At 71.5% G+C, this 12,608-nt stretch carries 10 protein-coding genes and 2 pseudogenes; 5 read left to right on the top strand and 7 right to left on the bottom strand.

The features are described from left to right. Positions 1-8: 8 nt before the first annotated feature. On the bottom strand, positions 9-566 hold the full coding sequence (locus ABZ904_RS04425) for an ATP-binding protein (RefSeq protein WP_361821067.1): 558 nt from the start codon (positions 564-566) through the stop codon (positions 9-11). A 130-nt stretch (positions 567-696) separates the two neighbouring features. On the opposite strand from ABZ904_RS04425, the gene ABZ904_RS04420 reads away from it, so the two are divergent. The 4 genes and pseudogenes from ABZ904_RS04420 to ABZ904_RS04405 all read left to right on the top strand — a co-directional run bounded on the left by ABZ904_RS04420 (position 697) and on the right by ABZ904_RS04405 (position 3,762). Then, complete coding sequence (locus ABZ904_RS04420) at positions 697-1,533, top strand: helix-turn-helix transcriptional regulator (RefSeq protein WP_361821065.1); 837 nt, start codon at positions 697-699, stop codon at positions 1,531-1,533. Then, on the top strand, positions 1,530-1,775 hold the full coding sequence (locus ABZ904_RS04415; protein WP_359399270.1) for a DUF397 domain-containing protein: 246 nt from the start codon (positions 1,530-1,532) through the stop codon (positions 1,773-1,775). The genes ABZ904_RS04420 and ABZ904_RS04415 overlap by 4 nt, the downstream gene beginning before the upstream one ends. A gap of 99 nt (positions 1,776-1,874) precedes the next feature. Then, positions 1,875-2,604 (top strand): annotated as a pseudogene (locus ABZ904_RS04410) (TetR/AcrR family transcriptional regulator). Positions 2,605-2,614: 10 nt separating this feature from the next. Next, a pseudogene (locus ABZ904_RS04405) lies at positions 2,615-3,762 on the top strand (NAD(P)/FAD-dependent oxidoreductase). Between the two features lie 12 nt (positions 3,763-3,774). Here the strand turns inward: ABZ904_RS04405 and ABZ904_RS04400 are convergent. After that, positions 3,775-4,233: an Rrf2 family transcriptional regulator gene (locus ABZ904_RS04400; protein ID WP_360996680.1), complete on the bottom strand. Its 459-nt coding sequence runs from the start codon at positions 4,231-4,233 to the stop codon at positions 3,775-3,777. A gap of 63 nt (positions 4,234-4,296) precedes the next feature. Between ABZ904_RS04400 and ABZ904_RS04395 the strand changes: the two genes are divergently transcribed. Then, the gene (locus ABZ904_RS04395; protein WP_361821297.1) at positions 4,297-7,278 is read left to right on the top strand and encodes a beta-galactosidase; all 2,982 of its coding nucleotides are present in this window, start codon (positions 4,297-4,299) and stop codon (positions 7,276-7,278) included. On the opposite strand, the gene ABZ904_RS04390 is transcribed toward ABZ904_RS04395, so the two are convergent. The 5 genes from ABZ904_RS04390 to ABZ904_RS04370 form a co-directional block, all read right to left on the bottom strand. Then, a complete protein-coding gene (locus ABZ904_RS04390; RefSeq protein WP_360996677.1) occupies positions 7,275-8,180 on the bottom strand; it encodes a 3-hydroxyacyl-CoA dehydrogenase in 906 nt (301 codons plus the stop codon). The two genes, ABZ904_RS04395 and ABZ904_RS04390, sit on opposite strands and share 4 nt — an antisense overlap. Then, a complete protein-coding gene (locus tag ABZ904_RS04385; protein ID WP_359399265.1) occupies positions 8,177-9,154 on the bottom strand; it encodes a 3-hydroxyacyl-CoA dehydrogenase NAD-binding domain-containing protein in 978 nt (325 codons plus the stop codon). Before ABZ904_RS04385 ends, ABZ904_RS04390 begins: the two co-directional genes overlap by 4 nt. 67 nt (positions 9,155-9,221) lie before the next feature. After that, positions 9,222-10,004 carry a crotonase/enoyl-CoA hydratase family protein gene (locus ABZ904_RS04380; protein WP_360996673.1) on the bottom strand — a complete coding sequence of 261 codons (783 nt, stop codon included), beginning with the start codon at positions 10,002-10,004 and terminating at the stop codon, positions 9,222-9,224. Continuing rightward, positions 10,001-11,233, bottom strand: a complete 1,233-nt coding sequence (locus tag ABZ904_RS04375) for a CoA transferase (RefSeq protein WP_360996670.1) — start codon at positions 11,231-11,233, stop codon at positions 10,001-10,003. The genes ABZ904_RS04380 and ABZ904_RS04375 overlap by 4 nt, the downstream gene beginning before the upstream one ends. Positions 11,234-11,238: 5 nt before the next feature. After that, on the bottom strand, positions 11,239-12,465 hold the full coding sequence (locus ABZ904_RS04370; RefSeq protein ID WP_359403718.1) for an acyl-CoA dehydrogenase family protein: 1,227 nt from the start codon (positions 12,463-12,465) through the stop codon (positions 11,239-11,241). Positions 12,466-12,608 lie beyond the last annotated feature (143 nt).

Genomic DNA, 12,608 nt, shown 5'->3' with positions numbered 1-12,608 from the left:
GCCACCCCTCACTCCCACCGACCCTCCGCCGTCCACCCGGCCCGAGCCGGACGGGTGCCATGTGCCCGCAGAGACGCCCCGGGCCGGTCACACTGCTCTGCCGAGGGCTTCCACCCGCTCGGCAGATCGATCTCGACGCGCACGGTCTTGCCGGGCGGCGGCTCGCGGTCCAGCACCTCCCACCGGTCCGCGAGCGCGTCGACGAGCACAAGCCCGCGGCCGCTCTCCGCCAAGGCGGCCGATGACCGCACCGCACCGGGCGCCGGCGGGTGCGGCGGCCCGCTCCGGGTGTCGCTCACCTCGATCCGGACGCTGCCGGTGACCAGGGACAGCCGCAACTCGAAGTCCCTGCCGGGTACGCGGCCGTGCGTCACCGCGTTCGCGGCCAGTTCGGCGACGATCACGGCGGCGGCCTCGGAAGTGTCCGTCCCGTGCGGGACGCCCCAGGTGTGCAACTGGTTCAGCGCGAGGTGCCGGGCCAACCGGGCGCCGCGCGGGGTGGCGCTGAGGCGCTGCGCGAACACACGTACGGTAACCGGGCCTTGGGGAGTGGGAGGTGCGGTCATGCGCCCAATCTGGCGGACAGGAGGGGCACTTCACCAGGTCGACAGCACGTACGCTGCGGCAGCGTACGCGTTCACCGACTGGACAGTACCAGTTACTTTCCGTGACCATGGCCGCGGAAGGCGACCGACGGTGGTCGATGGTGCGACGGGTACGGGCGGGGAGCCGGAGTCCTCGGACAGTCTGCGGACGTTCGGGGCGGTGGTGCAGGCGTTATGGGAGCACGCGGGGCTCAGCCGGGACCAGTTCGGCGAACTGGTGCGGTTCTCCAAGCACACGGTCGCGTCCGTGGAGCTGGGGCGCCGGATGCCGGAACCGGCCTTCGTGGAGCGGGCGGAGGAGGCCCTCGGGAACACGGGGGCCTTGCGGAAGGCGGCGGGTCATCTGGCACGGCAGCCGGGGCTGGCGGCGTGGTTCCGGCAGTGGGCACGGCTGGAGACGGTGGCGGTCAGTCTGTACACGTACGAGTGCCGGCTGGTTCCAGGGCTGTTGCAGACGGAGGGATACGCGCGTCAGTTGTTCGTGGACCAGTTGCCGCCGCTGGAGGACGAGCAGATCCAGGTGCGGTGGGAGGCCCGGGCAGAGCGGCAGCGCTTGCTTCGGGACCGGCCCAGCACTGCGTTCAGCTTCATCCTCGAAGAGCACCTGTTCCTCCGGCGCACAGGTGGGGTGGACGTCACGCGTCAGCTCATCGACCGCGTACTGGCGGCCTCCGAACTGCGCAACGTCGAGATCCAGGTCATGCCGTTGATGCGGGCGTCCCATGCCGGACTGCACGGGCCCATGCAGCTGCTGGAAACCCCCGACAACAAGTGGCTCGCCTATACAGAGGCTCCGGAAAGCGGCCGGCTCATCGCCAACTCCAAGGTGGTCAGCGTGCTCCAGCAGCGCTATGCCAGGATGCGTGCGCAGGCTCTCACCCTCGAAGACTCCGTGAGTCTGTTGGAGCAGATGCGAGGAGCGCTATGAGCACGCCCGAACTGGCCTGGTTCAAGAGCAGCTACAGCAGCGGCAGCCAGGGGGACTGCGTCGAGATCGCCCTCGACTGGCACAAGTCGAGTTACAGCAGCAGCGGTTCCGGCGACTGCGTCGTGGTCGCCCTGTCCCCCGCCACCGTCCACGTCCGCGATTCCAAGGACGCGCGCGGCCCCCGCCTCACCCTCTCCCCCGCCGCCTGGACCGACTTCCTCTCCTTCGCCGTACAGGCCTGATCTCTGCCTTTGACCCGCCGCGCCTCGCGTAGGCGACCCCCTGACCAACATGTTCGTCGCGAACTTGTTCGTGGCGAACATGTTCGTTATCGACGAGGCATGACAGCGCACTCCCCCTCCGCCCGCAGCCGCCGCGAGCGCCCGGCCAAGCCCGCCCTCACCCGGGACGGGATCGTCGACACCGCGGTCGCGCTGATGCGCTCCGAAGGTCTGGAGCGCGTCACCATGCGCCGGCTGGCGCAGGAGCTCGACACGGGCCCCGCGTCGCTGTACGTCTACGTCGCCAACACGGCCGAGTTGCACGCCGCCGTGCTCGACCGGCTGCTCGGCGAGGTCGACCTGTCCCCCGCGGACGCCACCGCCCCCGGCGACTGGCGCGAGCGGCTCGTACGGCTGCTGACCTCGTACGTCGAGGTGGTCTTCGCCCACCCGGCGCTCGCCCGCGCGGCCCTGGTGGCCCGCCCCTTCGGGGAGAACTACCTGGGGCTCGTGGAGGCCGTCCTCGCGCTGCTCGCCGAGGGCGGGGTCCCCCCGCGCGGGGCGTCATGGGGGGCTCGACCTGCTGCTGCAGTACGCGACGGCGAGCGCGGCCGAGCACTCCGGCCGGGGCCAGTCCCCCGGGGCGGAGGACGACTGGGACGCGCTGACCCGGGCCCTGCTGAGCGCCTCGCCCGCCCGGCACCCGCAGATCGCCGCGCTGGGCTCGGCACTCCTGCACGGCACCGGCGAGGAGCGTCTGGCCTGGGGCTTCCAGGTGCTGATCAGCGGCATCACCGCGGCACCGGAACCGCCCACCACACCGTGTACTCCACCTGCTCCCGCTTCGTGAGGAGGCCACCATGGCCACCGGGAACACCGCACCCCTCCACCACCCCATGGCCGTCGTCGGCGCCGGACTCGGCGGTCTCGTCGCGGCCCGCGTGCTGCACGTCCACGGCATCGAGGCGGCCGTCTACGAGCTCGACGCCTCGCCCACCGTCCGGCACCAGGGCGGCATGCTCGACATCCACGAGGAGTCGGGACAGGTCGCGCTGCGCGCCGCCCGGCTCTTCGAGGAGTTCCGGGCCGCCGTGCATCCGGGCGGCGAGGAGGTCCGGATCCTCGACCCGGACGGCACGCTCCGCTACAAGGACGGCCAGGAGAGCGGCCGCCCCGAGGTCGACCGCAACGACCTGCGCCGCATCCTGCTGGACTCCCTGCCCGAGGGGGCCGTCCGCTGGGGCGCGAAGGTGACCGGCGCGCGCCCCCTCGGTGACGGCCGGCACGAGGTGACGCTCGACGACGGCACCGTGTTCACCACGGATGTGCTGATCGGTGCGGACGGCGCCTGGTCCGGATCCGGCCGCTGCTGTCCCCGGCCGTACCCGTCTACACCGGCGTCTCCTTCGTCGAGACGGACCTGCACGAGGCGGCCGTGCGGCATCCGGCGACGGCCGAACTCCTGGGCGGGGGGATGACGTTCTCGCTCGCCGCCGGCAGGGGCTTCCTCACGCACCTGGAGACCGACGGCTCGATCCACGCGTACGTGGCCTTCAAGGCCCCCGAGGACTGGCTGCCCGGCATCGACTTCACGGACCCGGCCGCGGCCAAGGCGAAGCTGCTGGGGTATTTCGAGGGCTGGGACGACCGGTTGCGTGCTCTCGTCGCCGACGCGGACGGCACGCCGACCCCCCGTCAGATCCACGCCCTCCCGGTCGGCCACCGCTGGAACCGCACGCCCGGAGTGACCCTTCTCGGCGACGCGGCCCATCTGATGTCGCCGTTCGCGGGCGAGGGCGCGAACGCGGCGATGCAGGACGGCGCGGAACTGGCCACGGCGCTCGCCGGGCACCCCGGCGACCCCGAAGCCGCACTCTCCGCGTACGAACACGCCCTGTTCCCGCGCGCCGAGCGGGCCGCCGCCGAGTCGGCCGAGGGCCTCGCTCTCCTCTTCGGCCCGGACCCCGTACGGAACCTGGTCGCGATGATGAGCGGCGGCGCCTCGTAGTCCGGGTTCCGGTCAGGGGTTCTCCCAGGCCGCGGGTTCCTCGGCCAGTGCCCGCACCGGGGCCGGCAGCGTGCCCGTCGCGATGTCCGCGAGAGTGACGCCCTCCAGGATGCGGCGGACGTTCGCCCGGACCGCGACCCACAGCGGCAGCAGCGGCTCCGCGGGCCCGGTGTAGGCGAGCCGGTTCGGGCGTTCGCCGCGCACCGAGACGATCGGGCCGTCCACCGCGCGGATGACGTCGGCCACGGTGATCGTGTCGGCCGGGCGCGCCAGCCGGTAACCGCCGTTGCCACCGCGCCGGCTGTCGACCAGGCCACCGCGGCGCAGATCTCCGAGGATCCCCTCCAGGAACTTGTGCGGGATGCCCTGCGCGGAGGCGACCGTCTCCGCCTTCACCGGATCGCCGCCCTGGCGCACGGTCAGCTCCAGTGCCGCCCGTACCGCGTAATCCGCCCGTGCCGAGATCCTCATACGCTCATTGTGATGCCTGTCACCGGCCACAATGTCGGCAGCCGCGCCCGTGAGGAGACTGTCCTGGTGTTGAGCAGACGTACCTTCAGCGCGCTCGTCGGCACCGCCGCGCTCGGCCTTTCGCTGGGCGGGAGCGGTGAGGAGTGCGCCGCCGTCACCGCGCCGACCGGTCCCGTCCCCGAGCCGCCGGGTGCGGACGGGCGGGACCACTCGGTGGGCTTCGACAAGTACTCGATGATCGTCGACGGCGGACGGGTCGTGCTGTGGTCCGGCGAGGTGCATCCGTTCCGGCTGCCGAGCCCGTCGCTCTGGCGGGACGTCCTGCAGAAACTGCGCGCCCACGGCTACAACACGATCAGCGTCTACGTCTCCTGGAACTACCACTCCCCCGCCCCCGGCGCATACGACTTCTCAGGCGTGCGCGACCTCGACCTGTTCCTGCGCACGGCCGCCGAGACGGGGCTGTACGTGACCCTGCGCCCGGGCCCGTACATCAACGCCGAGGTGGACGCGGGCGGCTTCCCCGGCTGGCTGACCGCCACCGGGGGCACGGCCCGAACCGCCGACCCCACATACCTGAGGCATGTGGACGAGTGGCTGACCGCCGTGAACCGGATCGCCGTCCGGCACCTTTACACCAAGGGGACCGGCACCATCGTCCTCTACCAGCTGGAGAACGAGTACGCGAACCACGTCACCGAGGCGACGGGCCGCGACTACATGGCCCACCTCTACCGGAAGGTGCGCGCGGACGGCGTCGACGTGCCGCTCTTCCACAACGACAAGGGCAGGAACGGCCACTGGGCGCCCGGCACCTTCGACACAGGCGGCGGGCAAGGGCGTTGGCTGTACGCCTTCGACGGCTACCCCTCGCCGCTCCAGGCACCCCTGGACTGGGGGTACTTCGGCCCCGGAGGGACCAAGGGCGGGTCCACCGCGAGCCCCGACACTCCTGGGTTCCTGGCCGAGTTCGGGGGCGGCTGGTTCGATCCGTGGGGCGGCGCCGAGTTCGACGGCAAGGGGTACACCGAGTCGCGCCGCACCCGGGACGCGGCCTACGAGCGGCGTTTCTACCTGACCAACCTCGCCAACGGCATCAAGGTCCACAACGTCTACATGACCTTCGGCGGCACCTCGTGGGGCTGGCTGCCCGCGCCGGTCGTCTACACGTCGTACGACTACGGGGCCGCGCTGGACGAGGCCCGGCAGCCGACCGCCAAGCTGGTCCCGATGCACCAGCTCGGCCATCTGCTGCGCAGCGTGCCGGATCTGGCCAAACTCGACCGCGCCGAGGACATCGATGCCGGCGGTGGTCCGGGCCTGAGGGCCTATCACCTCGTCAACCCGGACACCAAGGCGCACGTCTACGTGCTGCGGAACGACACCTCCACCGAGGCCGTCGCCGCCGTCCCTCTCTCCGGGACCACCGTCCGCGTGGCCCTCCCCGGCCGCGACGCCCGGCTGCTGACCACCGGCCTCTCCCTCGGCCCGCGCACCCTGCGCCACTCCACCGCCCAGCCCATGCTGTGCCTGACCGCGGGCCGCCAGGACGTCGCCGTGTTCACGGGCCGCTCCGGCGAGGCGACACAGACCGCACTGGAGTGCGCGAGCAAACCGTCCGTCAGCGTGCTCGAAGGTGAGGCCCTGTACGAGTACCGGGACGGGGCGCTGCACGTGGACGCCCGGCTCGGCGGTCTCACCCGGGTGCTGGTGGAGGGCGGAGGAGTGCCGCGACCGCTGCTGCTGCTCCTCGCCGACGACCAGACGTCCGTACGGCTGTGGCGCCATGACACCCCGTCGGGCTCCCTCCTGGCGTACGGGCCCGCGCTGCTGCGCACCGCCGTCCTGCGCGGCACGGCCGCGCGCCTGACCGGCGACACCGTCGAGCAAGCGGACCTGGAGGTGTGGGTGCCGCGCGGGGTGACGGAGGTCGTCTGGAACGGGCGGCCCGTGCCGGCACTCGTCACCGCCTCCGGCAGCCTGCGCGCCACCCGGCGGCTGCCGGGTGCGGGACCGGTCCGGCTGCCCGCGCTGACCGGGTGGCGGCGGAAGGCCGAGAATCCCGAGTCGGCCCCCGGCTTCGACGACTCGGCATGGCGGACGGCCGACCGGACGTCCTCCTACAGCACGACACCCGTGCCCGCGGGAGCGCCCGTCCTCTTCGCGGACGACTACGGCTTCCACTACGGGGACGTCTGGTACCGGGGCCGCTTCGAGGACGCGGCGGATGCCGAGTCGGTCTCGCTCTCCTATGTCACCGGCACCCAGGGGCTGCTGATGGCGTGGCTGGACGGAGAGCCGCTGGGAACGCACCGGATGCCCGTGCCGGACAAGAAGACGGTGCGGCAGGCAACATGGGCGGCGACGGCGACGTTCCCGCTCCCCCCGGAGAAGGGGCCCGCGGTGGGCAAGGAGAAGGAGTCCCACGTCCTGTCCGTCCTCGTCCGCCGGATGCAGCACGACCAGGACGGCCAGGCCGACGACACCCACAAGGCGGGACGGGGACTGGTCTGCGTCACCTTCGGCGGCGCGTCGCCCAGGGTCGGGTGGCGGATCCAGGGCGGGACGGCGCCCGATCCGGTGCGCGGCCCGCTCAACAACGGCGGGCTGTACGGGGAACGGCACGGCTGGCATCTGCCCGGCTTCGCGGACGGCGACTGGCAGTCCGTCGCCCTGCCGCGGGCCGAGCGGCTACAGGGCGTGGTCTGGTACCGGACCGGATTCCGGCTCGCGGTCGATCCCGGGACGGACGCGTCGATCGGGCTGACCCTCACCGACGACCCGGCCCGCGCCTACCGGGTGCAGATCTTCCTCAACGGCTGGAACATGGGCCAGTACATCAACGACGTGGGTCCGCAGCACACCTTCGTGCTGCCGAACGGGGTGCTCGACACCCGGGGGGAGAACACGCTCGCTCTGGCGGTCCTCTGCGACGGGACGACGCCGTCGGGCCCGGGGGCGGTGGAGCTGACGCTGCTCGGCCGGGCGTCCGGAGGAGTCCCGGTCACCCGGGTGGACTCTCCCGGCCCGACGGGCGCGGCCTAGACCGCCGTCCCGCGGGGCAGCACCGCATGGGCGATGCCGGTGAGGTTGCCCTGCAGGATAAGGATCTCCCTCTGGCCCGATCCGTCGAGACCGGCGGCGTAGACGTTCCCGGCCAGGTCGGTGATGTACATACGGACGCCGTCCGGATCGAGGGCGATGCCGATGCCCTCCATCAGGTGGGTCATCAGGATCTCGGGCGTCCGCCGGCCGCCCGGCGGGTCCGTCGGAGCGCGGTTCACGGTGTTGCCGCGCGGCGGGTCCCCTCGATCCGTCCAGTACAGCATGTGCTCGGCGAGGTCGAGTTCCAGGTCGATGGGCTCCGGGAGACCGTCGAACAGCACCTCGATGTCGCCGCGTTCGGCCGGGCTCTCCCCTGCGGGCAGGTCGATCCCGGCCCGCAGGATCCTCCCGAGTCCGGCGTCGCTCGGGCCCTTCTGCGTCCAGTAGAGGTGTCCGGCGACCGGGTCGACCGTGACGCCCACGCACCACTTCGTCTCGTCGCGGCGGTCGTCCTCGCCCTGTCCTGCCTGCACCAGGGTCTCGAGGTGCGAGCCGTCGAGGTCGCAGCGCATCACGCGCATGCCCTCGCGATCGCCCCAGTACAGCTTGCGGCCGGCGGCCTCGAGGTGGAGCTGCTTCGGCGTGTGGGTGACGCCGCTGGGCACGATCGTCGTCCGGTTGCCTCCGTCCAGGTCCACTCGTTCGATCGAGCCGTCGTTCTCCGGCGGGAAGCCCATGTTCGTCCAGTAGATGTGCCCGGCCACCACGTCGACGGCGACCCCGTCGGGGATCCTGCACCCGGTGACGAGGACCTTCTTGGCTGAGCCGTCGGGGTTCACGGAGAACAGGCGGCCGTCGCTGCTGGCCTCGAGCACGAACAGTCTTTCCTGGCGCCGCGTCACGGTCCTTCCTCCGCCGGACGACCGGCCGCGGCGGACGGTTCGTGCTCGGCCCGCACGGCCAGCAGGGCGGACAGCATCGCGTCCCGCCGGGCGTCCAGTTCGTCGATCGAGCGGCCGCCCGCCTCCTCCAGGACGCCGTTCACGATCGTCTCCTTGAGCTCGGGCGTGAACTCGGGAGTGCCCAGGTGCTGCCAGGACTCCACCATCCGCGGCATGAGGGTGTCCATGAAGTGCTGGATGCCGCCCTCTCCTCCGCCGAGATGCCACAGCAGATGGGGGCCCATGACCCCCCATCTGAGCCCCGGCCCCCAGGACACCGCGTCGTCGGAGTCCGCCACGTCGAGCACTCCCTCCTGAACCAGGTAGACGACCTCGCGGTACAGCGCTTCCTGGATCCGGTTGGCGACGTGCCCGGGGAGCTCCTTCTTGAGGTGAATCGGTTTCTTGCCGATCGCGGCATAGAACGACATGGCCTCCCGGATCGTCTCCGGCGCGGTCCTCGTCCCGCCGACGACCTCGACCAGCGGGATGATGTGCGGCGGGTTGAAGGGATGGCCGATGACGGTCCGCTCCGGATGGCGGCACTCGGCCTGGATGACGCTCATCGTGATACCCGACGAACTCGACGCGATGATCGCGTCCGGCGGCGTGGCATCGTCGATGTCGGCGAACAGCCGGACCTTCAGCTCCGGGCGCTCCGGTGCGTTCTCCTGTACGAAATCGGCGTCCCCGAGTGCCTGGCGGAGGTCCGCGGTGAAGCTCAGGCGCTCCGGCGAGGCGTCGGGTGCGAGCCCGATGGAGGCCGCCGCGTCCCATTTCGCCGCCACGTACGACCGCAGGGCCGTCTCCGCGGTGGGGGCGGGGTCGGTCGCGGTGACGTCGAAGCCGCGGACGAGATAGTGCGTCGCCCAGCTCGCACCGATGGTGCCGGTCCCGACGATCGCCACGCGGCCGACGGTTCTGTGCGCATTCATGGCTGGTCACTGCTCCTGGAAGTCGTACGCGGGCTACCGGGGAAGGAATCGGCCGGCCTGGCCGGCATCAGCGGCCGTGCCAGACGGGGGCGCGCTTGTCGGCGAACGCCCGTGCGCCTTCCTGCGCGTCCTCGCTGGCGAACACCCCGCTCGTGAGCTCGTCCTGCCGCCGGAAGGCCTCGCTCTCGTTCAGGCTCTGCGTCTCGCGCACGACCTCCTTGACGGCCGCGAGCGCCAGCGGAGCGTTCCGCCCGACGCGCTCCGCCAGTTCGCGGGCCACGCCGAGCGCGGCGCCGGACGGGGTCAGCTCGTTGACGAGGCCGTGCTCCTTGCCTTCGGCGGCGGTCAGCGGCTCGCCCGTCAGCAGCACACGCATCGCCACGTGGTGCGGCAGGCGGCGCGGCAGCCTGACCAGTCCGCCCTCCGCCGCCACCAGCCCGCGCATGACCTCGGGGAACCCGAAGCGGGCGTCCTCCGCCGCGACGATCAGGTCGCAGGCCAGCACCATCTCGAAGCCACCGCCGAGCGCCCAGCCCTCGACCGCGGCGATCAACGGCTTGCGCACGGTCGTTCGGGTGAGTCCGCCGAATCCCCGGCCGGGGAGCACCGGCAGCTCACCCTTGGCGAATGCCTTCAGGTCCATGCCCGCGCTGAACACCCCGCCCGCGCCCGTCAGGACGCCGGCCGTCAGCTCCGGGTCCCCGTCGAGCAGATCCACGGCCGCCCCGAGCTGTACGGCGACCTCGTGGTCCACGGCGTTCTTCTGCTGCGGGCGGTTGATCGTGATCGTCAGCACTCCGGCGCGGCGATCGCGCAGCACCACGCCCGGCGCTCCGGACGCCGTGCTCATCGCGACGCCTCCCCTTCCGGCGCGCCGGGAACCGCTCCCTCGGCGTGCAGTTCGGCGATCTCGTCGGGGCCGAATCCCAGCTCGGCGAGGATCTCGTCGGTGTGCTCGCCCAGGTCCGGTGCCCGCTTCGCCGGGACCTTCGGCACGCCTCGCAGGTTGACCGGGCTGCTGATGGTCTCCTCCAGCCCGGTGACCCCTTCCTGCGGCACGACGATGTCGTTCACGCGCAGCTGCGGGTCCTGCACGGCCTCCTCCGGTGTCTGGATGAGGCTGAAGGTGACGCGTTCCCGGGCCAGAGCGTCCTTCCAGTGGGCGAAGGGCCGTGAGCGGAACTCGGCGTCGAGCAGCTCGGCCAGCGCGCCGGCGTACTTGACGAAGCCCTCGGTGTCCGCGAAACGCGGATCCTCGAGCAGCTCGGGGTGTCCGATGGCCCGCGTCAGTCCCGGCCAGTGCGGGGGTGAGGCGACCAGCATGAACCACTCACCGTCCGCGGACAGATAGGGGTTGATCAGCGGGTTCGCCGGCGCCTTCCGGTCGTGCAGCTCGAACGGCGTGCCGCCGGCGAGCGCGCCGGCCACGAGCGTTCCGGTGGCCCAGACGCCCGTCGCGAGCAGCGAGGTCCCGACACTGGCCCCTTGCCCCGTCCGTTCGCGGCGGTACAGGGCGGTCACGATCGCGGCGTAGATCGCGATCGCCGTCATGTAGTCGCCGCTGCCCCAGACCGGCACGGTCGGCGGGGCTCCCGCGTCCCGGGTGGAGGCCAGCAGCCCGCTGCGCGACCAGGCGGCGGTCAGGTCGAAGCCCGGCTGCCCGGCGTCGGGCCCGGCATCCCCGAAGCCCGTGATGTCGGCGTAGACGACCTTCGGGTTCCAGCCCGCGATCTCGTCGTAGCCGAGGTGCAGCTTCTCGCGCGTGCCGTGCGGAAAGTTGGTGATCACCACGTCGGCCCACTCGACGAGGCGCTTGAGGATCCTGGGGGCCCCCGGGGACTTCAGGTTGATCACCATGCCGCGCTTGTTGCGGTTGGCGAGGTGCCAGCTGTAGTTGGCCTGTGCCCGGGGGCTGGGGGGCACGGAGCTCAGCCCCCGCTGAGGGTCGCCCGCTCCCGGTGGCTCGATCTTGATGACGTCCGCTCCGAAGTCGGAGAGCACGGTGGCCGCGGCCGGTGCCGCGATGAAGCTCGACGCGTCGAGCACCTTCAGGCCGGTGAAGACGGATTCGATGGTCATGGCCATCACTTCACGAAGGCGCTGAGGCCGCCGGTGACGGCACGTCCGACGATGAGGGTCTGGATCTCCCGCGTGCCCTCGTACGAGTAGAGGGCCTCGGCGTCGGCGACGAAGCGGCCGACCTTGTAGTCGAGGACGATGCCGTTGCCGGCCAGCAGCTCCCGCGCCCACCCCACGTTCTCCCGCATGCGCACGGTGCAGTAGGCCTTCGCCAGGGCGGACTGCTCGTCCCGGTACACCCCGGCGTCCTGCAACTGGGCCAGCCGCGTCACCATCCCGCACGAGGCCGTGGCGTTGCCGAGCATCTTCACCAGCAGGTCCTGCACCAGCTGGAAGCCTCCGATCGGGCGGCCGAACTGCTCGCGCTCCTTCGCGTACTGCAGGGCGATCTCGTAGGCGCCGAACATCACTCCCACCGCCTGCCACGCCACCCCGCTGCGCGTCCGGCGCAGGATCTCGGCGGTCTCCTTGAACGAGTTCGCCTTCTGCAGCCGGTTGGCCTCCGGGACGCGGCAGCCCTCGAGCACGATGTCGGCGTTCTGCACGATCCGCAGCGCCATCTTGTGTTCGATCTTCGTCGCGGTGAACCCGGGGGTGTCCTTCTCCACGACGAAGCCCAGCACATGACCGGTCTCGACATCACGGGCCCAGAGGACGACCAGGTCGGCGAAGGTGGCGTTGCCGATCCACCGCTTGGCCCCGTCGAGGACCCATCCGTCGCCGTCCCGGCGCGCGGTGGTCTGCAGGCCGCCGGCCACGTCGGAGCCGCCGTGCGGCTCGGTCAGCGCGAAGGCGCCGATCTTCTCGAAGCGGCTCATCGCCGGCAGCCAACGGCGCTGCTGTTCCTCCGAGCCGCAGGTGAGGATGGTGCCCATGGCCAGACCCGTGTGCACACCGAAGAACGTGGCCATGGACGCGTCGGCGTGCCCGAACTCCAGCGCGATGAAGCCCGCGAGGAGGTTGCTCGGCTTGGATTCCGAGGAATCCGGGTCCGCCCAGTCCAGCAGCCCCAGCCGCCCGAAGCCCTCCACCAGCTGGAAGGGGAACTCGGCCCGGGCCCAGTAGTCGTCCACGATCGGGTCCACCTGCGTGCGCAGGAACTCCCGGATGGACTCGATCGTCCCCCGCTCCCCGTCCGACAGCAGTTCCTCGTAGGCGTAGAAGTCCGCGGGCAGCAGCCCTTTGTCCAGGTAGGGGCCGGAGGGTGTGGGCAAGGTCGTGGTGCCGCTCATCGCAATCTCCCTCAAGCGCTGCGGGGCATGGCTCGGAGATCCGCGCCCGTCAGCGCTCTCCCTGCCCGGCGTATCGGTTCTTGGCGCGTATTGAACGCGGAACCGGGGCCGCTTGCCCGGACCCTCGCCGACCGCGGGTGCCG

Origin of the sequence: Streptomyces sp. NPDC046900 (assembly GCF_040644975.1) — a bacterium.
Lineage (GTDB): Bacteria > Actinomycetota > Actinomycetes > Streptomycetales > Streptomycetaceae > Streptomyces.
This window is presented reverse-complemented; position numbering and strand designations above follow the sequence as displayed.